A 20,765-nucleotide genomic window follows, 5' to 3' on the forward strand; every position below is an offset into this window, starting at 1 on the left:
GGAAGGCCGCCCCGCGCCGCTGTTAGCGGGCGCGACGGCGGCTTAAAATATGGTGACCATTTTGCAAAAATTGACTGCGCGCTTTGCGCATCGTTTCAATCCGTTCTTCCGCCATCCGGTCGGCGGCCACATACGTTGGAATGTTGTCGCGCTTGGCGATGGCAAACACTTTTTCGATGTTGTCATAAATTTGCTCGATTTTTTTCATCGCCCGTTCCCGATTGTAGCCGTACAGTTCGTCCGCGACATTGATGACGCCGCCGGCGTTGATCACATAATCCGGGGCATAGACGATGCCCATTTCATGGATGATGTCGCCATGGCGCGGCTCTTTCAGCTGGTTGTTCGCCGATCCGGCGATCACTTTCGCTTTCAGTTGCGGAATCGTTTGATCGTTGATGATGCCGCCGAGCGCGCATGGAGCAAAAATGTCGCACTCCACGCCGTAAATGTCGTTCGGGTCGACCGCTTTCGCTCCGAATTCCTCGACCGCGCGCGCCACCGCTTCCTTGTTGATGTCAGTCACGATGAGTTTCGCTCCTTCTTCGTGCAAATGGCGGCACAAATGATACGCGACATTGCCGACTCCTTGGACGGCGACGACTTTTCCTTCGAGCGAATCGCTGCCGAACGCCTCTTTTGCCGCCGCCTTCATGCCGCGGTATACGCCGTAGGCGGTCGCCGGCGATGGGTTGCCGGATGAGCCGAATTCGGGCGAAATGCCGGTGACATAGTCGGTTTCTTGATAGATGATATCCATATCGGCGACGGTCGTGCCGACGTCTTCCGCCGTGATGTAGCGGCCGTTCAGCCCTTGAATGAAGCGGCCGAACGCCCGGAACATCGCTTCGTTTTTATCTTTGCGCGGGTCGCCGATGATGACCGTTTTGCCCCCGCCCAAGTTGAGGCCGGCGGCCGCGTTTTTGTACGTCATGCCGCGGGCGAGGCGCAAGGCGTCTTCAAGCGCTTCTTCTTCCGAATTGTACATCCACATGCGCGTCCCGCCGAGCGCCGGGCCGAGCGTTGTGTCATGAATGGCAATGATCGCTTTCAAACCCGATTCTTTATCTTGGCAAAACAGCACTTGCTCATAATCGTAAGTTTCCATATATTTGAACAATTCCATCTCAGATGGCCTCCTTCTTTTCATTTCGCTGCCGAACAGATGGCGAGCGCCAACGAATACAGTTTGCTTTCCGCCGAGTCGGCGCGCGACGTCAAGACGATCGGCGCCTTCGCCCCGGCGATGACCGCGCCGACTTTGGCTTTTGCAAAGTAGACGAGCGACTTGTACAACATGTTGCCGGATTCAATGTCCGGCACGAGCAAAATATCAGCCTGTCCAGCCACTTCGCTTTCAATTCGTTTATGCTTCGCCGCCGTCATGGACACTGCATTGTCCAAGGCAAGCGGCCCGTCAAGCAGGCAATGTTCGATTTGCCCCCGCTTTTGCATCATCGCGAGCGCCGCTGCATCGACGGTTGCCGGCATGGCCGGATTGACCGTCTCCACCGCCGCCAGCGCCGCGACTTTCGGACGCTCGATGCCGATGGAACGCGCCACGCTGACGGCATTGTTCACAATTTGCACTTTTTGCTCGAGATCGGGGGCGATGTTCATGGCCGCGTCGGTCACGATGACCAGCCGTTCGAACTCCGGCACGTCAAACACCGCGACATGGGACAACACCTTTCCTGTGCGCAGCCCGTATTCTTTGTTCAAGACGGCTTTCAGCAAGGTTGCCGTCGGTACGTGCCCTTTCATTAAGGCATCTGCTTCATTCAAATGAACGGCGCGCACCGCCAGTTCGGCCGCTTGGGCGACCGAATTGGCGTGAACGATGTCGACATCGGCAAAACGCGCCCCCCCTTTTTCTTTGAGCAACCGTCCGATTCGCTCCCGGTCTCCGTACAGCACAAACCGGCCGAGGCGATGCTCGAGCGCCATCGCCACCGCTTCGATCACTTCCTCATCCTCGGCGGCGGCCACGGCCACCGTCCGACCTTGACATTGACTTGCTTCCTCGATTAATGTGTTCAACTTCATCGTCTGCACCAACCTTTTCTGCCAATCCGTCGAGGCACTTCTTTCTATGCAAAAACCATGCCAATCACCAATACGTGAAAGCGCTTTATGAAATAAAGGCTGTTGAAGTTCGTTTGTGCAATCTTTTTCACTATACGCAAATTATTGCACGCTGTTTTTGTCAATGTTGTATTTTTCAAGCTTGTAGTATAAATTGCGCACCGAAATGCCGAGCGCGCGGGCCGCTGCTGTTTTATTGCCGCGATGACGCCGGAGCGCCTCTTCGAGCAATTGGGCTTCATACCGGCCAAGCATCTCGTCAAGCGGCCGGAACTCCCCTTCCGTTTCGGGGCGAACCGACGGCGCGGCCGACGGCGCGGAAAGCGGCGGCAAATGCGAAATATCGATCATCACTTCATGAAACTTCATGAAAATCATCGCCCGCCCGAGCACGTTTTCGAGCTCGCGGACATTTCCTGGCCAATCATAGGCAAGAAGCTTCACCATCGCTTCATCCGTGACACCTTCGACGTTGCGCCCGTAATCTTGGTTCAGCTTTTGGATCAAATGCCGGCAAAGCGCTGGAATGTCTTCCTTGCGGGCGCGCAGCGGCGGGATGTAAATCGGCATCCGATTGAGCCGATAGTATAAGTCTTCGCGAAAGGCTCCTTCGGCAATCGCTTTTTCAAGGTTGACGTTCGTGGCGGCGATGACGCGGACGTTGATCGGAATCGGCTTCGTCCCGCCGACGCGAACGATCTCCCGCTCCTGCAAAACGCGGAGCAGCTTCGCCTGCGTGCTGGCCGACAGCTCGCCGATTTCATCGAGGAAAATGCTGCCGTTGTTCGCCTCTTCAAACAGCCCGCGCTTGCCGCCGCGCCGCGCACCAGAAAACGCTCCTTCCTCATAGCCAAACAGTTCACTTTCTAATAATGTTTCCGGAATCGCGGCGCAATTGACACGGATAAACTTGTTATACTTCCGGTCGCTCGCGTTGTGAATGGCGTGGGCGAACAGCTCCTTGCCTGTGCCCGATTCCCCTCGCAGCAAAATCGTCGCCGGTGTTTTCGCCGCCAGTTTCGCCTGTTCAATGGCCACTTTCATTTCTTCCGATTCGCCGATAATATCCGCAAATGAATATTTCGCTTCAAGCGTGCGGATGATTTGCCGCGCCCGGTTGAGTTCAGCCGTCAGCCGCTGGATTTCCGATACATCATGAATGACACCGACGCTTCCTTTGAGCACTCCGTCAACGATAATCGGAGCGACATTGACGATGACATCGCGGTTTTTGGGGCCGACTTTCATGCGCGCGCCGCGCACCGGACGGCGCGTTTTGAGCACTTGCATATGCATGCTTTCCCCTTCCGCGATGTCGGCGGTCGCCGGTTTGCCGATGACATCCTCTTCCGTCAAACCGGTCAGCCTTGTATACGCCGGATTGATTAAAATGCCGTTGCCGTTTTCATCAACGACAGAGATCGCTTCTTCTGATGAATGGATGATCGCCTCAAGCATCATGCGGATTTCCTTTAGGTCGGTGATTTCTTCCGCCAATGCGACGAGTTCGGTAATATCTTTGAACACCGCCAACGCCCCGAACAATTTGCCGCTGTCGTCAATAATCGGGATGCGGGTGGCGATAATTTTTTTCCCGTTGGCCAGCTCCACCTCTTGATGAAATTCCGTCTGCCTCGTTTTCAGCACGCGCGGCAAGCCGCTTGACGGCAAGACGGATAAAATATGGCGGCCGATCACCTCGTCCTTGTCCACTCCGAGAAGCTGGGCGGCGCTTTCATTCATATCGGTAATGTAAGCATATTCATCAATGACAATCATGCCATCGTGGGACGAGTGAAAGATGAGAGCGCGCCGGGCCGCCTCGCTTTTCAACTTGGCGATGAGCGCTTCCTTTTCCTCGACGAGCTCCGCCATCATTCGCGCGACGGCGCTTGGAACGATATTCGCCCCCTTGGGCGCCTGCTGGCGGATTGACTCAAGAACGTCTGCCCTCCCGGTCGTTTCAATAATCAAATCAAGCGGCTCATCCATCCATGGGCGCCAGTCGCGGCCAACCGCAATGCCCCATTTGCGCGCCAATTGCAGCCCCGGGGCGTTGTCATCAACATCAATGACGGCCACGACGTCAAACCCTGACGCTTCATGGAGCAGTTTCAGCAACGAGGTTCCCCGCGAATCCGCCCCGATGATGATCACGTTTTTCATCCTGTTCCCCCACATTTCGTCCTATGCCAAATTTTGCAGACAGTTTTATCATACCCGCTTTTTCGTTCCTTGACAAATGACGGATAACGGTTATGATAATCGGTGAAGTGATTTCTGCTGGGAAAGGGACGCGATCGCGATGGGACGAATGATTGCGCTGTTCATTTTAGTCGTTCCGGGGCTGGCGGCGGCGCTCGGCATTAAATGGATGCGCGATGCGTTGTTTGGCATCATGCAGCCGCCGTTTGCCGCCTTATGGCTGCAATTTCTCGCCGGGCTTGTGCTGTTTGCAGCCGGGTTGGCGTTTATCGGCGGGTTTTTGCTGCACCGCGACCGAAAACGGAACAAAGTGCAGGCGCGTTTTCAACGAAAACGAAAAACGCCTTGATTCGGAATTAGAAACCATCCATTTCAAGGCAAGCCAAAAAACGCCTTAACGGTTTTCGTTAAGGCGTTTTCTCCTTCCATTCCTTCGCTTGACGCGGATAGTCGGTGAAAATCGCATCCACTTTATAGGCGAACATCGTCTTCGCCGTTTTCGGCTTGTTCACCGTAAAGGGCCGGACTGCGACGCCGCGGCGCCGCGCATCCGCGGCGAAGTCCGCCGTCACCGTTCGGTGGTACGGATGCACCCCGCCTGCGTTCATCGCCTGCACATACGTCCACGGGTCATAGAGCGGCTCCATATAAAGAAGCGCCGTTTCGATCTCCGGCGCCAACTGGCGGCAAAGACGCATGCTGTTATGGTTAAACGACGAGAAAATCGTCCGGTTCTCGAGCCCATAGCGGCGCACAACGGCGATCACCTTTTGCTCAAGCCTTTCATAAGCCACGAGGCTGTTTTTCAGCTCAATGTTGACTAAAAGCCGTGTCGGCGCCAGCCAGGCGAGCACTTCCTCGAGATGGGGAATCGGGCAATGGCCGTAACGGCCGTCCCATTTCGCTGCTGCGTTGAACTTGCGGAGTTCGCGGTATAGGATGTCTTTGACCCAGCCGCTGCCGTCCGTCGTCCGGTCGACCGTTTCGTCATGAATGACGACCGGTTCGCCGTCTTTCGTCAGCTGCACATCGAGCTCAATGCCATCCGCCCCCGCCTTCAGCGCTTCTTCAAACGCTGCCATCGTATTTTCCGGATGGGTTCCCGCCGCTCCGCGGTGGGCAAAAATATATGTCATACCGTTTCTTCCTTTCCCATATATTCGCCATTTGGCCGACAAAGCTGGCCGAATGCGGCAGTGATCGGTTATACTAAAAGTAATGTATGAAGCACCGGAGGGGAAGATGATGCAGCCGCTGAAAATTTCCTTGGAGACGGCGCAAAAGCTGGCAAAAGCGCTCGGCGTGCCGATCGAGCAAGTGATGCACATGCCGCCGCATATTTTGATGAAAAAATTGCTCGAACTTGAGAAAAAGGAAACAGAGCATGACGAACCGTAGCGGCCCGCCCTCATCAACGGGTGGCTTGGCGTTTCGAGTAGGCGCCCGGCCGCAAAAAAGGCCGGCGCCAAAAAGCCGGTCAACCGCTTTTTCGGCCCGCCTCTTTTGCCTTCACCGCGTTCCGCCCTTTATGACGCTTTATGCTCAAGCCGCAGTTTGTCGGCCACCATGGCGATGAATTCGGAGTTGGTCGGTTTGGCTTTCGAGACGCTGACCGTATAGCCGAACAGCGATGAGATCGATTCGAGATTGCCGCGGCTCCAGGCGACTTCGATCGCATGGCGGATCGCCCGTTCGACCCGGCTTGCCGTTGTGTTGTATTTTTTGGCGATGTCCGGGTACAGCACTTTCGTGATCGAGCCGAGCAGCTCGATGTCGTGATAGACCATGGCGATGGCCTCGCGCAAATACAAATAGCCTTTAATGTGGGCTGGAACGCCGATTTCATGGATGATGCTCGTAATGCTCGCGTCCAAGTTTTTCGGCTTGTTGTCGCGCACTTGGGGCGCCGTGGCTGCTTTCCTCACAACCGGCGTCGTTTTGCCGTAAACTTGCCGAATATGGTGGACTAAGTTTTCCATGTCAAACGGCTTTAAAATGAAATAGGAAGCCCCGAGTTCAACCGCCTTTTTCGTCACGTCTTCCTGGCCAAACGCCGTCAGCATAATGACATTGGGCTGATGTTCGAAGCCGGCGCGGATTCTCTCCAAAACAGCCAGTCCGTCCAAATGCGGCATAATGATGTCCAACAGCAAAATATCCGGCCGCTTTTCCTCAAGCATCTGCAGGCAGTCCTGGCCATTGTACGCCGTGCCGATCACCTCCATGTCCGGCTGGCTCGAAATATATTCATCAAGCAATGACACCAATTCACGATTATCGTCGGCAATGCACACTTTAATGCTCAACCTGATCGTCCTCCCCCACATTTTCTTCCTATGTAACTTTCCGTTAACGTACATTCGACAGCAGCAGCAAAAAATCCTTTTCTTTTTCACAAATTAACGGAAAATAAAAATTATAGCAAAAGATGAGCTTTTTAGACAATATTCGTTTTTTTAACCATGTATTTGTCGAAAAATCTTTACACGTTCCATTTTAACGGATGTTTCACCAAATATCTATGCCCAATCGGCAAAATATTTGCCGTCTTTTTTGAAAAATTTTTGGGCTGCAAAAAAGCGAGCTGACTCGCGGTCAGCTCGCCTTTTTTTGACGGCCATATAGATCGATTCCTGCTTCTTGTAGCATCCATTCAATATGGACGCCGTATCCCGATGTCGGATCGTTGACAAACACATGCGTCACCGCACCGACAAGTTTGCCGTCTTGAATGATCGGGCTGCCGCTCATGCCTTGAACGATGCCGCCCGTTTTCTTGAGCAGGCGCGGATCGGTGACGCGGATGACGAGTCCTTTTGTGGCTGGAAACTTTTGTGGAACGTTGCTGACAATTTCAACGTCAAATTGCTCCACCTTGTCGTTTTCGACCACTGTCAATATTTTCGCCGGTCCTTCTTTCACCTGGCTGGCCAAAGCGATCGGAATCGGTTTCGTGAACGGGCTGTCCGGCAATGGCTTTGTCAGTTTGCCAAAAATGCCAAACGGACTGTTATTCATCACCGTGCCGATCACCTCTTCGCCATCGGAGAAGCGGGCTAACTTTTCGCCTGGGTTGCCGCTCGTCCCTTTTTCAATGGAGGTGACAGTCGAGCGCATAATTTGCCCATTTTGCACCAAAATCGGCTTTTTCGTATCCATGTCGGAAATAACATGGCCGAGCGCACCGTACGTTTTCGATTTTGGGTCATAGAACGTCATCGTCCCGATGCCGGCGGCGGAATCACGAATATACAAGCCGATGCGGTACACGTCGTCATGCTTGTCTTTCAGCGGAACGAGCTTCGCTGTGACGGAGTGCTGATCGCGCAGAATGGTGAGATGAAGCGGTTTTCCGGTTTTGCCGGCTTCCTCAATGAAAGGGGAGAGATCGCTCATGTTTTCAATTTTTTGCCCGTTAATGGCGGTGATCACGTCGCCGATTTGGATGCCGGCCGCCTCCCCCGGGGACTTCTTTCCGTTTTCTGTTTCGACTAAGTGGTAGCCGACCACAAGCACCCCAACTGTATTGAGTTTGACGCCGATCGATTGCCCGCCGGGGATGACTTTCAGCGTCGGCAACACATTGACATCCACTTGTTTAATCGGCATTCCGGCGACCTGCAAAACCAACGTTTCTTCTCCGCGCTGTTTCGCTTTTACAGACAACGAACCGTTTTTTTGCTCAACATTGAGCGTTTCGGGAGCGTTTCGGTCATGGACGGCCGCTTGCACTGGAAGGGATGACGCCCGAAATTCGACCGTATCGCCTTCAAACAGCACAAGCTGCTTTGGAATTTGCCAATATTCTTTCATCGGTTTGGCAAAACCGATCGCCATCAGCATGCCTAGGAGAAGCACTCCTGCTATGTTTCGGGCCATTTCTTTCTTCAATGTCGTTCACTCTCCTCGCTCCCGCCTACACCATACAAAAACGGTTACAGTTTTAATTTTGCCTGAACAGGGGAAAATATAATCGCAACGCTTATAAAAAAAGCTGCCCGGATTGGATGGACTTTCATCCGGGCAGCCCATTGCCTCGCAGCGAGGGCAACGGCCCGACGGGGGGGCGGACAGCAAGGCTATCGCTTCATTTTCGCCGCCAGCTCGAGCAGCTCTTTGGCATGCTGCTTCGTCAGTTCGGTCATCTCCACGCCGGAAATCATCCGTCCGATTTCCTTCACCTTCTCCTCCTCATCGAGCTTTTTCACGGCCGTTTTGGTCCGCGTTCCGTCCGTTTCCTTCACGATCAACAGATGCGTGTCCGCCATGGCGGCGACTTGCGGCAGGTGGGAAATGCAAAGCACTTGCGACTGGCTGGCGATGCGGTAAATTTTTTCGGCGATCGCCTGGGCGACCCGGCCGCTGACGCCGGTGTCGACTTCATCAAAAATAATCGATGTCACGCCTTGGTGTTTCGAAAAAATCGTCTTCAATGCGAGCATAATGCGCGACAGCTCGCCGCCTGAAGCAGTTTTGGCAAGCGGCTTCAGCGGCTCGCCGACGTTCGTCGACAGGTAAAATTCGACAACATCGATGCCGTCTTCCGCAAATTTGACCGGCACGCCGTCGACCAGCGGGGCGTCGAGCGGACCTTCGCGTTTGGCGAAGACGATGTCAAACTGCGTTTTTTCCATGTACAAATCTTTCAATTCTTGCTGAATGCGCTCAATCAGCTGCCGGGCGTACGCCTGGCGGATGCTGGTCACCTTTTTCGCCTCGGCAAGCAATTTGCCGGTCACGTCGGCAAGCTGCCGCTCGAGGTCGTGCACATGCATGTCGCGGTTTTCAATCGTCTCGATTTCTTCGGCGATCGCTTCGGCATACTGCAAAATATCGGCGATCGTCGCTCCGTACTTCCGTTTTAATTGCTGGATTTCCGCGAGGCGGCTTTCAATGGCGTCAAGCCGCATCGGGTCGTATTCAAGCTCCTCAAGTTGGTCGCGCAGCCTATACATGACTTCCTCGAGCAAATAGTAGCTGTTGGCCACCATTTCATGCGCCTCTTTAAGTTCCGCGTCCATCGCAGCGACGTCCTCGAGATGGCCCATCGCCTGGCCGACCGAATCCAAGCCGCGTCCTTCGCCGGCGAGCGCTTCGTAGCTATGCTGAATGGCTTGATAAATTTTCTGGAAATTCACAATCCGCACTTTTTCTTCCATCAGCCGCTCGTCTTCGCCAATCTCGAGCCCGGCTTGTTCGATTTCGCGCAGCTGAAACGTCAACAAATCGAGCCGATGCGCCATTTGCTGCTCATTTTCACTCAGCTTTTTCAACTTTTTTACCAACGCTTCACGCTCTTCATACAGAGCGCGATAACGCGCCAGCGCCGCCGCCGTTTCCGCGCCGCCAAACTCATCGAGAAGCGGCAGATGACGGGATGGATCCATCAGCTCTTGATGCTCATGCTGACCGTGAATATCGACGAGCGTCGAACCGATGTCGCGCAGCACGGCGGTGGTGACGAGCTTGCCGTTGATGCGGCAGATGCTTTTGCCGCTCGCCAAAATGTCGCGGCGGAGCACCACCATCCCATCACTGACATCAACGCCAATGTCCGCACATTTTTGGCAGCATGGATGGCGGTCGTCATCAAGCAAAAACAGCCCTTCGATTTCGGCCTTCTCTGCGCCGAAACGGACGAACTCAGACGAACCGCGCCCGCCGATGAGCAAATGAATGGCGTCGATGATGATCGATTTGCCGGCCCCTGTTTCGCCCGTCAACACCGTCAGCCCTTTATCAAACGACAACGAGAGCGATTCGATAATCGCGAAATTTTTAATCGACAGTTCAGCGAGCATTCCATCCTCCCCTTGAACGCTGGAATGGCGCCTGCCTTGTCCAGGCTGCCTTAATGATAAAACACGTGTTCACATCCCAACAAAGGACCGTCCCCGTTTGTTCCTCTCTCTGACGCAGAGGAAAGTCGGGCCGGTCCTCGGTTAAAGCATGGACAGCAGCTGGTCGGACACTTTTTCCGCATCTTTCGGAGTACGGCAGATGATCAGGCACGTATCGTCGCCGCAAATCGTACCGACGATTTCGTCCCAGTCCAAGTTATCGAGCAGAACGCCGATGGCATGGGCGTTGCCCGGCAGCGTCCGCAGCACGAGCAAGTTTCCGGTTCCGTCAAGCTTAATGAACACGTCAACGAGCGCCCGCTTCAGTTTTTGCAGCGGGTTGAAGCGCTGATCGGACGGAAGGCTGTACTTATAGCGGCCGTTGGCCATCGGCACTTTGACAAGCTGCATCTCCTTAATGTCGCGCGAGACGGTCGCCTGTGTGACGTTGAAGCCGGCTTCCCTCAGCCGGTCGACCAGCTCGTCTTGCGTCTCGATGTCGTTGTTCATGATAATCTCGCGAATTTTAATATGCCTTTGCCCTTTGTTCAAATCGAGCCACCTCCTCGTTCCCTAAGATGCGCAGTCGCGGCTCCGTCCGGCTGGGGGCGGGACTTCTTTCCGACGGTTGCTTAGGCGCCGTTTTCTTCCCCCTCTTTAAGGCTGAGGCGGGCGTGCGCTTCGCTGACGACGTCTGCAATCGGCTTGGCGAGCCGGTTTTCGCCTTCCCGCTCTTCGCCGGAATAGACGGCATGAAGCAAAAACTCGATATTGCCGTCGCCGCCGGTGATCGGCGAGTACGACAAATGAAGAACATCGAACCGTTCCGCGCAGGCAAACTGAACGATCGACTCCAGCACGTCGCGATGAACGGCCGGATCGCGGACGATTCCTTTTTTGCCAACCTTTTCTTTCCCTGCTTCAAACTGCGGTTTGACAAGCGCAATAACATCGCCGCCTGGAACGATGACCGTCTTGACGACCGGCAAAATGAGCCGAAGTGAAATAAACGACACATCGATGACCGCCACTTCCGGCAGCCCTTTTGTAAACAAATCCGGCGTCGCGTAGCGGAAGTTCGTCCGCTCCATGACGACGACGCGCTCATCTTGACGCAGCTTCCAGGCAAGCTGGTTGTAGCCGACATCGACCGCATAGGACAGTTTCGCCCCATGCTGCAAGGCGCAATCGGTGAAGCCGCCGGTCGAGGCGCCGATATCGAGGACAATTTTTCCTTTAACGCTGATCTGAAATTCGCGCAACGCTTTTTCGAGCTTCAAGCCGCCGCGGCTGACGTACGGGAGCGGGTTGCCTTTCACTTCAAGCGGGATATCCGTTGGCACTTTCTCTCCGGGCTTGTCGAGCCGGATGTCGTTCGAGTAGACGAGGCCGGCCATGATCGCCCGCTTCGCTTTTTCACGCGTTTCCGCCAGCCCGCGTTCAACAAGCAGCACATCGAGCCGTTCTTTTTTCCCTTTCATCGTCTCAAGCCCTTTTCTGTTTTCTTGGCGCCATCGTTTTAATGCGGTCAACGATATGCGCGGCTGTCAGCCCAATTTCGCGCAGCAGCTCGCTGACGCTTCCGTGCTCAATAAACCGGTCAGGGATGCCCATCCGCTCGATCACCGCCTGATGGTAGCCGCGGTCATGGGCAAATTCAAGCACGGCGCTGCCAAAGCCGCCCTGCAGCACAGCTTCCTCGATCGTCAAAATCGGCAGGCGGCTTTCGAGCAGTTCAAGCAGCACCGCTTCGTCCATCGGCTTAATAAAGCGGGCGTTGACGACTTTGACCGAGACGCCTTCTTTCGCCAATTGGTCGGCAGCCTCAAGCGCCATGGAGATCGTTGTCCCAAACGTCAAGATCGCCGCATCGCGGCCATCGCGCAGCACTTCCCACGTGCCGATCGGAATCTCTTTCAGCTCCTCGTCAAGCGGAACGCCCAGGCCGTTTCCGCGCGGGAAACGCATGGCAATCGGCCCGTCATCGTAGCGGATAGCCGTATACACCATGTGCTGGCCTTCATTTTCATCTTTTGGCATCATCAGCACCAAGTTCGGCACATGGCGCAAAAAGGCGATGTCAAACACCCCCTGGTGCGTTTCGCCGTCGGCGCCGACAAGCCCGGCGCGGTCAATGGCGAAAAAGACGTTTAAGTTTTGCCGGCATACGTCATGGACGACTTGGTCGTACGCGCGCTGCAAAAACGTCGAATAAATGGCCAAAAACGGTTTCATCCCTTGCGTCGCCAGCCCGGCCGCCAGCGTCGTCGCATGCTGTTCGGCAATGCCGACATCAAACATCCGATCCGGAAATTCGCTTGCAAACCCTTCCAGCTTCGATCCGACCGGCATCGCCGGCGTAATGGCCACGATGCGCGGATCCGTGCGCGCGAGCCGGCGCACCGTTTCGCTGACAAGCGCGCTCCACGACGGCCCGGCTTCCTTCGTTTTCACAAACGCACCAGTTTCAATTTTGTACGGGCCGGTGCCGTGCCACGTTCCCACTTTGTCGTTTTCCGCCGGACTGTAGCCTTTCCCTTTTTTCGTGATCACATGCACGAGCACCGGACCTTTCATTTTCTTCGCATAACGCAAATTTTCAAACAGATCATCAAAATCATGACCGTCCACCGGTCCTAAATACGTAAACCCGAGCTCTTCGAAAAACACGCCGGAAACGAGCAAGTATTTTAAACTGTCTTTCAAACGTTCGGCCGTGGCCGCCAGCTTGCCGCCGACCGCCGGGATGCGCTTGAGCAACAATTCAAGCTCATCTTTCACCCACTGATATTTGCCGGCTGTTCGCAATCGTCCGAGGATGTTGTGCAGCGCCCCGACGTTCGGGGCGATCGACATTTCGTTGTCATTTAAAATGACAATCATATCCGTTTTTTCATGGCCGATATGGTTGAGCGCCTCGAGCGCCATGCCGCCGGTGAGCGCCCCGTCGCCGATGATCGGCACGATGTATTCATCCGTCCCTTTTAAATCGCGGGCGATCGCCATGCCCATCGCTGCCGACAGCGACGTTGAGCTATGGCCTGTTTCCCAGACATCGTGCTCGCTTTCGCTCCGCTTCGGGAAGCCGGACAACCCCTTGTACTGGCGGAGCGTGTCGAACTCAGCGGCGCGCCCCGTCAAAATTTTATGCACATACGTTTGATGCCCGACATCCCAAATGAGTTTGTCTTTCGGGCTGTCAAACTCCCGGTGCAGGGCGATCGTCAGCTCGACGACCCCTAAATTTGGGCCGATGTGTCCTCCCGTTTTGGACAGCTTTTCAATTAAAAACCGCCGAATCTCGGCGCTTAACTGTTTCAGTTCCGGAATGGACATCGTTTTTAACACGCGCGGATGTTCAATTTTCGTCAAATCCAAATGAGATCACTCGCTTTCATTCGGTCATTCTCCGAGCCGATTCCCTAGAATACATGTAGTATTATTATACATGATTCGCCGCGAAAAATCGACTTTTGCCGCCAACGCCGGCCTTGGCGCCACTGTATGGCCGCGGCGCGAAGATGAAAGACCCATCATGGGGCGGAAGCAAAAAAGCAACACAGCCGCCCTTGCTCCGAAGCAAGGGCGGCCGTTCCGCTTTTAATGGTCGCGGGCGGCGACCAGTTCGCAAATATAGGCGAGCGCGGCGCCGTCAACGTCGGCGTGCCGTAAATGGCGCTGCGCCGCCTCGATATGGAACGCCAACTTTTCCTTCGCGCCGGCAAGCGACAGCAACGCTGGATACGTCGCTTTGTTGTTGCTTTGGTCGCTGCCGACCGGCTTGCCGATTTTTTCTTCTGCCCCTTCAATATCGAGAATATCATCGCGAATTTGAAAGGCAAGGCCTAGATGGGCGGCGAATTCGTCAAGCTCCCGCGTTTGCCGGGCATCAGCGCCGCCGATCAAGGCGCCGGCGTGCACGCTGTATTGCAGCATTTTCCCGGTTTTATGCCGATGGATGTATTCGAGCTCCGAAAGCGTCAACGTTTTCTCCTCTCCTTCCATATCGGCTGCCTGACCGGCGACCATCCCTTCCGGACCGGCCGCTTTCGCCAGCCGTTCGATGAGCCGAAGCCGGACGGAAGGAGGGATGCGCTCATCGTCGATTTCGGCGATCAATTGAAACGCGTACGTCAACAACCCGTCCCCCGCCAAGATGGCCATCGCCTCGCCGAACACTTTATGGTTCGTCGGCTTGCCGCGCCGCAAATCATCGTTGTCCATGCTCGGCAAATCATCATGGATCAAAGAGTACGTATGGATCATTTCAATCGCGCAGGCGACGGGCAATCCGACCGCCGGGTCTTTGCCGAGCGCCCGAACGGTGGACAGAAGCAGCAACGGACGGATTCGTTTGCCGCCGGCCTCCAATGAGTACGCCATCGCCTTTTTCAGCTTCGCCGGCCCTTCTAAGCGCTCTATATAACGGGAGAGCGCTGTTTCCACCGCCTGTTTTTGCTCGTTGAGAAACTGTTCAACTGAAAGCTGCGCCACCGCTTACTCCTCCTCCGGCGAAAAAGGCACGAGCTGACCGTCTTCGCGCAACATATACTCGAGCTGTTTTTCGACGTGCTGCAGTTTATCATGGCAAAGTTTCGACAGCTTCATGCCTTCTTGAAAAAAGACGATCGCCTCTTCAAGCGGCACATTTCCTTCCTCGAGCCGTTCGACGATTTCCTCAAGCTTTTTCATCGCTTCTTCAAACGTCAGCTCTTTTTCTTCGCTCATATTGTTTTCTCCTCCACTCCCGTCACTTGACAATCGACTTGTCCGTCTTGAAACCGGATGGACAGGCGCTCGCCGACCTGAAGCTGGCCGATTCGTTTGACAAGCTCGCGCCGCTCATTGTACACCAAACTGTAGCCGCGCTCCATGATGCGGAGCGGACTGAGCGCCTCAAGCCGCACGACATGGGAACGAAAGCGGAGCGCATGGCGCTCTAAGGCGGTGCGCATCGCTTTTTCAAGCGCGCCGGCAGCCGCTTTTTGCCGCTCCTTCGTCCGCTCAAGCTCGGCCGCCGGGTGATGGCGCCACAGCCGCAGGCGCAGCTCACGCCATTGTTGGCGCTTCTTGTCGAGCAACCGTTCGCGCTGGCGGGCGAGCCGGTCGAGCAACACGTCAAGCTGCTGCTCTTTTTGTTCGTACAGCCGCCTTGGATAGCGGAAAGCGTACGATGCTTGAAGCCGCCGCAACCGTTCCTGGCTGGCAGCGAGCTGTTCTTTCATGGCGCGGATCATCCGCCATTTCCGCTCGGCGAGCCGCTCAGTCAGCTCCCCGACGTGCGGCGCAGCCAGTTCTGCTGCCGCCGTCGGTGTCGGCGCCCGCAAATCGGCGACAAAATCGGCGATCGTAAAATCGGTCTCATGGCCGACGGCGGAAATGACCGGCACGCGCGAAGCAAAGATGGCGCGGGCGACGATTTCTTCGTTAAACGCCCACAATTCTTCAATCGAACCGCCGCCGCGGCCGACAATGAGCACGTCAACCCCGCCGAACTCATTTGCCCGCTCGATGGCGCGCACGATTGACAGCGCCGCCCCGTCGCCTTGGACGAGCGCTGGAAACAAAATGATTTTCGCAAGCGGATAGCGGCGGCGGATCGTCGTCATAATGTCGCGCACCGCCGCTCCGGTCGGCGATGTAACAACGCCGATGCAGCGCGGAAACGCCGGAAGCGGCTTTTTATGGACGGGAGAAAACAGCCCCTCCGCCTCGAGCCGCTGCTTCAGCTGCTCATACGCCAAATACAGGCGGCCGATGCCTTCCGGCTGCATTTCTTTTACATATAGCTGGTAGTTCCCATTCGGCTCATAGACGGAAATTTCCCCACGCACAAGCACGTTCATCCCATCTTCGGGACGGAACGGCAAATGTTGATTGTAGCCGGCAAACATGACCGCGGCAATGCGCGCCTGGCTGTCTTTTAAGGTAAAATACATATGGCCGCGCGAATGCTGCTTAAAGTTGGAAATTTCACCTTTCACCCATAAATCGCGCAAATGCGGGTCGACGTCAAATTTGCGCTTAATGTATTTCGTCAGCGCCCCGACGGTGACGTATTTCACTTCCATCGAAACCGCCTCACTTCACGGCGAGCTGCCGGGCCGCTTCGATCGTGTTGTGCAACAGCATCGTAATCGTCATCGGACCGACCCCTTTTGGCACCGGCGTGATATAGCCCGCCACTTCTTTGACGGCGTCAAAATCAACATCGCCGCACAGTTTGCCGCTCTCCAAACGGTTGACGCCGACATCAATGACGACAGCTCCCGGTTTGACGTGGTCCGGACCGATGAGACGCGCCTTGCCAACCGCGACGATCAAAATGTCCGCCTGCCGAGTGATGGCGGCCAAATCCGGCGTTTTCGAATGGGCGTAGGTGACGGTCGCATGCTCGCGCAAAAACAGCTGGCCGACCGGTTTGCCGACGATGTTGCTCCGGCCGACGACGACGACATGCTTCCCGGCAATGTCGATGCCGGCAGATTTGACCATCACGAGAACGCCATGCGGAGTGCACGGAAGAAACGCCGGCTGGCCGATCATCATTTTCCCGACGTTGATCGGGTGGAAGCCATCGACATCTTTTTCCGGGGCGATCGTTTCAATGACCGACCATTCGCGGATATGCTCCGGCAACGGCAGCTGCACTAAAATGCCGTGCACCGCCGGATCGCCGTTCAGTTCGCGGATTTTCGCCAACAGCTCCTCTTCGCTGATGGACGCCGGAAATGTGTAAAGAAATGAACGAATGCCCACTTCAGCGCACGCTTTTTGCTTCCCTTTCACATACGAATGCGACGCCGGATCGTCGCCGACAAGAATGACGGCCAGCCCCGGCTCAACGCCGCTTTCCTTCAACTTCGCTGTTTCTTCCGCCAACCCGGCGCGAATCGTTGCGGCCAGTTCTGCTCCGCTGATGATTTGTGCTGTCATCGTATCTCGTTCCCCTCTCCTTGTTCGTCCATCCATATCGGTTTGCCTGACTTGACGCCGAAAGCTTGCGCAGCCGGCGGCCTGTCCTATTTTTGCAGCGCCGCCTTCACTTTCGAAAGCACGCCGTTGACAAAACTCCCGGATTTCCAATCGCCGAATTTTTTCGCCAGCTCGACCGCTTCATCGAGGCTGACGCTCACCGGCACATCGTCGACATACTTCATCTCATACGTCGCCATGCGCAAGATGGCGCGGTCCACATTGGCCACCCGCTCAAGCGTCCACTTTTCCAAATTGGCACGCAACAGCTCGTCAATTTCCTCCTGGTGCTCGACGACGCCTAGTACAAGCTGGCGCAAAAATGGATCCGCTTCGCTGCTTCCTGCCACATTGGCCAGCGCCTCCTCCGGCGGAATGTGCCCGACGTCGATTTGAAACAGCGCCTGCAGCGCTTTTTCCCGCGCTTCATGCCGCTTCATTGCCTTCCCCCCTCTCTAAATACGAACATTTATATTAAAATCTTATCATATTTTTCGGAAAAAGCCAGCCCCTTCCCGTCGCCCGTCTTGCTGCCGATTTTACACCGCCGGCTCCGCTGATGGCCTCGTTCATTACAATAACAGACTTTGACGAAAAAAACAAAAGGCGGCTGCTCCGAAAGCAGCTGCCTTCTGTTTTTGTCACCGTTGTTCGACGGTGTCGTGCTCCTGTTTTCCGCTTTCAAACTGAATGCCGACGATGTGCACGTTTACTTCGCTCGTTTCCAAGCCGGTCATGTTCCAAAGCGCCTGGCGCACGTTTTCCTGCACCTTTTTCGCCACGTTCGGGATCGACGCGCCGAACTGGACGAAGCAATAAAGGTCAATGACAACCCCGTCATCGCGCAAATCGACTTTGACGCCTTTGCCGTGATGCTTTTTGCCGAACCGCTCGGCAACGCCGGCGGCGAAATTGCCGCGCATTTGCGCAACGCCATCGACTTCGCTGGCCGCGATGCCGGCGATCACCTCGATCACTTCCGGTGCAATTTCGACTTTGCCAAGCCCGGTGTACTCCTGTTCGGAGTCAAACATATGTTCAGACATGGGGCACCTCCTATTCCGTCTTCATAATATCATATAACTCCAAAAACTTCGTATTAAACTCGCCGCTTTGGAATTTCTCATGTTCCATTAATTTTATGTGAAACGGGATCGTCGTATGAATGCCTTCAATGACAAACTCCGAAAGAGCCCGTCTCATGCGGGCGATCGCCTCCTCACGCGTCGGCGCGTGAACGATCAGTTTGGCGATCATCGAATCGTAATACGGCGGAATCGTATAGCCCGGGTAGGCGGCGGAATCGACGCGCACGCCCGGACCACCCGGCGGCAAGTACATGGCGATTTTCCCCGGCGACGGCATAAAGTTTTTCGCTGGGTTTTCCGCATTGATGCGGCATTCGATCGCCCAACCGTTAAAGGAGACGTCCTCTTGGGTGAGCGACAGCTTTTCACCGGCAGCGACGCGGATCTGTTCTTTTACTAAATCGACACCGGTAATGAGCTCGGTGACCGGGTGCTCCACCTGAATGCGCGTATTCATTTCCATGAAATAAAACTGTTTGTTCCGGTGGTCATAAATAAATTCGACCGTGCCGGCGCCCGTGTAGTTGACCGCCTTGGCCGCCTTGACCGCCGCCTCGCCCATCCTCCGGCGCATGTCGTCGTCAAGGGCCGGCGACGGCGCTTCTTCGACAAGCTTTTGCAGCCGGCGCTGGATCGAGCAGTCGCGCTCTCCTAAATGAATGGTGTTGCCATATGAATCGGCGAGCACTTGAATTTCGACATGGCGGAAATCTTCGATATACTTTTCAATATAAACGCCAGGGTTGCCGAACGCCGTCGCCGCTTCTTGCTGGGTGATGTTGATGCCTTTGACGAGCTCTTCTTCGTTGCGGGCGACGCGAATTCCTTTCCCACCGCCGCCGGCCGTCGCTTTGATGATGACCGGGTAACCGATTTCAGCGGCGATCGCCCGCGCCTCCTCAAGACTTTCAATAACGCCGCGCGAGCCCGGCACAATCGGCACGCCCGCTTCCCTCATCGTCTCGCGGGCGATGTCTTTAATCCCCATTTTGGCGATCGCTTCCGGGCTCGGGCCGATGAACGTGACATTGCATTCGCGGCACAGCTCGGCAAACGCCTCGTTCTCCGCCAAAAAGCCATAGCCCGGGTGAATGGCGTCACAGCCGGTCAACGTGGCAACGCTCATGATGTTGGTGAAATTCAAATAGCTGTCTTTCGAGGCGGTCGGCCCGATGCAGTACGCCTCATCCGCCAGCTGCACATGCAAGGCGTCGCGGTCAGCCTGCGAAAAGACGGCGACCGTCTCAATGTCGAGCTCCCGGCAGGCGCGAATAATGCGGACGGCGATTTCCCCGCGGTTCGCCACCAACACTTTTTTGATCATCGTCCGTTCTCTCCCTTATTCAGGCTTGACCAAAAACAACGGCTGGCCGTATTCGACGAGCTGGCCGTTTTGCACGAGCACCTCGACAATTTCGCCATCGACTTCCGCTTCAATTTCATTAAACAGCTTCATCGCCTCGATGATGCAAACAACCGTATCTTTTTTCACTTTGTCGCCCGGCTTCACATACGGCGGCTTGTCCGGCGCCGGCGCTGCGTAGAACGTGCCGACCATCGGCGATGTAATTTGATGCAAGTTGCCTTCCACAGCTGGCTTTGCTTCTTTGGCCGCCGGCGGTTCCGTTTCCGGCGCCGGCTTCACTTCCGAAGCCGCCACTTGGACAGGCGCAGGCGCCGGGGCCGCCGGCGGTTCGACCGCTGCCACTGCCTGTGCGGGCGCCGCCGGTGCGGCTGCCGGTGCAACGGCGACAGCAACCGCTTTTTTCATATGTACTTTCGTTTCTCCTTGCTCATATACAAATTCATCGATTGAGGATTGATCGACCAACCGAATCAATTCGCGGATTTCTTGAATTTTCATCGCTCTCACACCTTTCTCCAAGTGTCAGCCCGTCTTTCGCAGGCGGTGATCAAACGTATTCATAACGATTATACACACAACTGCAGGGCAAACGAAAGGTTTTTATTGCAAAAAAAACTGCTCTGGCAAAGAGCAGCGCGTTCATCCGGCCGGCTGGAACTCGACGGTGACATATTGGGCATCCGGAATTTCTTTTTTCACCATATGAATGACTTCATTCGCCGATTTAGCTGAGCTTTGTTTCGCTTTGATCGTCACGCGCACTTGGTTGTCATCGGCGCGCACGAGCACGTCTTCATAACCGCCTTTCGATTTGATGAGCGTCTCCAACGTTGCTTCTCTTTCGGACAATGCTTGCAATTTTTCAATTTTGTCGAGCGCTTCACTTTTTTCTTCCTCCGTCGCGTTCGCTGAAGCGACAATGGCGTTCAGCTCATCGCGCAGCCGGCTCCGTTCATCCTCAATTTTCATGCGCAGCGCTGTAAACAAATCATCGCCTGCGGTTGACGGCTCCTCTTTCGCTCTAGTCTCTTCCACCGCTACGCTTGGTTGTTTGGCCGGCTTTTCTGTTTTCTCATTCGCGGTGAGCGCCGGGCTGTTGCCCATCTCTTTCGGCGCCGTGACATAATACACCGACAGTACGACTACTAAGCTTAGCATCGTCAACAGCCATACCGTTTGTTTTTTCAACATGGCGATCTCCTCTCC

At 55.2% G+C, this 20,765-nt stretch carries 22 protein-coding genes; 3 read left to right on the forward strand and 19 right to left on the reverse strand.

What is annotated here, in order from left to right; genetic code table 11:
- Positions 1-22: 22 nt before the first annotated feature.
- From ACR1UW_RS12875 to ACR1UW_RS12885, 3 genes are all read right to left on the reverse strand, one after another.
- Positions 23-1,126 carry a leucine dehydrogenase gene (locus tag ACR1UW_RS12875; protein ID WP_033009431.1) on the reverse strand — a complete coding sequence of 368 codons (1,104 nt, stop codon included), beginning with the start codon at positions 1,124-1,126 and terminating at the stop codon, positions 23-25.
- A 20-nt stretch (positions 1,127-1,146) separates the two neighbouring features.
- Positions 1,147-2,058, reverse strand: a complete 912-nt coding sequence (yqiS, locus tag ACR1UW_RS12880; protein ID WP_498933614.1) for a phosphate butyryltransferase — start codon at positions 2,056-2,058, stop codon at positions 1,147-1,149.
- Positions 2,059-2,187: 129 nt separating this feature from the next.
- Positions 2,188-4,251 carry a sigma-54 interaction domain-containing protein gene (locus tag ACR1UW_RS12885; protein ID WP_063329785.1) on the reverse strand — a complete coding sequence of 688 codons (2,064 nt, stop codon included), beginning with the start codon at positions 4,249-4,251 and terminating at the stop codon, positions 2,188-2,190.
- A 139-nt stretch (positions 4,252-4,390) separates the two neighbouring features.
- Here ACR1UW_RS12885 and ACR1UW_RS12890 point away from each other — a divergent pair, with 139 nt between their 5' ends.
- Positions 4,391-4,639: a DUF2627 domain-containing protein gene (locus ACR1UW_RS12890; protein ID WP_033009427.1), complete on the forward strand. Its 249-nt coding sequence runs from the start codon at positions 4,391-4,393 to the stop codon at positions 4,637-4,639.
- 58 nt (positions 4,640-4,697) lie between these two features.
- Here the strand turns inward: ACR1UW_RS12890 and ACR1UW_RS12895 are convergent, their stop codons facing one another.
- Entirely contained in the window at positions 4,698-5,426 is a 729-nt protein-coding gene (locus tag ACR1UW_RS12895) for a glycerophosphodiester phosphodiesterase (protein WP_033009425.1), read from the reverse strand.
- A 109-nt stretch (positions 5,427-5,535) separates the two neighbouring features.
- Between ACR1UW_RS12895 and ACR1UW_RS12900 the strand changes: the two genes are divergently transcribed.
- Positions 5,536-5,688 (forward strand): YycC family protein, encoded by a 153-nt coding sequence (locus ACR1UW_RS12900; RefSeq protein ID WP_064502501.1) that lies wholly within the window; start codon positions 5,536-5,538, stop codon positions 5,686-5,688.
- Positions 5,689-5,816: 128 nt separating this feature from the next.
- On the opposite strand, the gene spo0A is transcribed toward ACR1UW_RS12900, so the two are convergent.
- From spo0A to dxs, 6 genes are all read right to left on the reverse strand, one after another.
- On the reverse strand, positions 5,817-6,596 hold the full coding sequence (gene spo0A / locus ACR1UW_RS12905) for a sporulation transcription factor Spo0A (protein WP_050367534.1): 780 nt from the start codon (positions 6,594-6,596) through the stop codon (positions 5,817-5,819).
- Positions 6,597-6,885: 289 nt separating this feature from the next.
- On the reverse strand, positions 6,886-8,181 hold the full coding sequence (gene spoIVB, locus ACR1UW_RS12910; protein WP_171698064.1) for a SpoIVB peptidase: 1,296 nt from the start codon (positions 8,179-8,181) through the stop codon (positions 6,886-6,888).
- Between the two features lie 188 nt (positions 8,182-8,369).
- Positions 8,370-10,091 carry a DNA repair protein RecN gene (gene recN / locus ACR1UW_RS12915; protein WP_033009423.1) on the reverse strand — a complete coding sequence of 574 codons (1,722 nt, stop codon included), beginning with the start codon at positions 10,089-10,091 and terminating at the stop codon, positions 8,370-8,372.
- A gap of 141 nt (positions 10,092-10,232) precedes the next feature.
- A complete protein-coding gene (ahrC, locus tag ACR1UW_RS12920) occupies positions 10,233-10,682 on the reverse strand; it encodes a transcriptional regulator AhrC/ArgR (protein WP_050367536.1) in 450 nt (149 codons plus the stop codon).
- A gap of 80 nt (positions 10,683-10,762) precedes the next feature.
- The gene (locus ACR1UW_RS12925; protein ID WP_033009419.1) at positions 10,763-11,611 is read right to left on the reverse strand and encodes a TlyA family RNA methyltransferase; all 849 of its coding nucleotides are present in this window, start codon (positions 11,609-11,611) and stop codon (positions 10,763-10,765) included.
- Positions 11,612-11,615: 4 nt separating this feature from the next.
- Positions 11,616-13,508: a 1-deoxy-D-xylulose-5-phosphate synthase gene (dxs, locus tag ACR1UW_RS12930; RefSeq protein ID WP_498933619.1), complete on the reverse strand. Its 1,893-nt coding sequence runs from the start codon at positions 13,506-13,508 to the stop codon at positions 11,616-11,618.
- Positions 13,509-13,578: 70 nt separating this feature from the next.
- On the opposite strand from dxs, the gene ACR1UW_RS12935 reads away from it, so the two are divergent.
- Complete coding sequence (locus ACR1UW_RS12935; protein ID WP_160331341.1) at positions 13,579-13,734, forward strand: hypothetical protein; 156 nt, start codon at positions 13,579-13,581, stop codon at positions 13,732-13,734.
- Here the strand turns inward: ACR1UW_RS12935 and ACR1UW_RS12940 are convergent.
- The 9 genes from ACR1UW_RS12940 to ACR1UW_RS12980 form a co-directional block, all read right to left on the reverse strand.
- Complete coding sequence (locus tag ACR1UW_RS12940) at positions 13,731-14,624, reverse strand: polyprenyl synthetase family protein (RefSeq protein WP_237420562.1); 894 nt, start codon at positions 14,622-14,624, stop codon at positions 13,731-13,733. The two genes, ACR1UW_RS12935 and ACR1UW_RS12940, sit on opposite strands and share 4 nt — an antisense overlap.
- Before the next feature lie 3 nt (positions 14,625-14,627).
- Positions 14,628-14,858, reverse strand: a complete 231-nt coding sequence (locus ACR1UW_RS12945; protein ID WP_033009414.1) for an exodeoxyribonuclease VII small subunit — start codon at positions 14,856-14,858, stop codon at positions 14,628-14,630.
- Positions 14,855-16,201 (reverse strand): exodeoxyribonuclease VII large subunit, encoded by a 1,347-nt coding sequence (xseA, locus tag ACR1UW_RS12950; RefSeq protein WP_498933622.1) that lies wholly within the window; start codon positions 16,199-16,201, stop codon positions 14,855-14,857. The genes ACR1UW_RS12945 and xseA overlap by 4 nt, the downstream gene beginning before the upstream one ends.
- 10 nt (positions 16,202-16,211) lie before the next feature.
- A complete protein-coding gene (gene folD, locus ACR1UW_RS12955) occupies positions 16,212-17,066 on the reverse strand; it encodes a bifunctional methylenetetrahydrofolate dehydrogenase/methenyltetrahydrofolate cyclohydrolase FolD (RefSeq protein ID WP_498933624.1) in 855 nt (284 codons plus the stop codon).
- An 86-nt stretch (positions 17,067-17,152) separates the two neighbouring features.
- Complete coding sequence (gene nusB, locus ACR1UW_RS12960) at positions 17,153-17,545, reverse strand: transcription antitermination factor NusB (RefSeq protein ID WP_033016434.1); 393 nt, start codon at positions 17,543-17,545, stop codon at positions 17,153-17,155.
- A 201-nt stretch (positions 17,546-17,746) separates the two neighbouring features.
- A complete protein-coding gene (locus tag ACR1UW_RS12965) occupies positions 17,747-18,151 on the reverse strand; it encodes an Asp23/Gls24 family envelope stress response protein (protein WP_498933627.1) in 405 nt (134 codons plus the stop codon).
- Between the two features lie 10 nt (positions 18,152-18,161).
- Positions 18,162-19,517 carry an acetyl-CoA carboxylase biotin carboxylase subunit gene (gene accC, locus ACR1UW_RS12970; RefSeq protein ID WP_094238955.1) on the reverse strand — a complete coding sequence of 452 codons (1,356 nt, stop codon included), beginning with the start codon at positions 19,515-19,517 and terminating at the stop codon, positions 18,162-18,164.
- Between the two features lie 15 nt (positions 19,518-19,532).
- Entirely contained in the window at positions 19,533-20,057 is a 525-nt protein-coding gene (gene accB, locus ACR1UW_RS12975) for an acetyl-CoA carboxylase biotin carboxyl carrier protein (protein ID WP_033009403.1), read from the reverse strand.
- A gap of 141 nt (positions 20,058-20,198) precedes the next feature.
- Positions 20,199-20,750 carry a SpoIIIAH-like family protein gene (locus ACR1UW_RS12980; protein WP_160269852.1) on the reverse strand — a complete coding sequence of 184 codons (552 nt, stop codon included), beginning with the start codon at positions 20,748-20,750 and terminating at the stop codon, positions 20,199-20,201.
- Positions 20,751-20,765 lie beyond the last annotated feature (15 nt).

This window comes from Geobacillus lituanicus (assembly GCF_050994965.1).
In the GTDB taxonomy this organism is placed as follows: Bacteria; Bacillota; Bacilli; order Bacillales; family Anoxybacillaceae; genus Geobacillus; species Geobacillus stearothermophilus.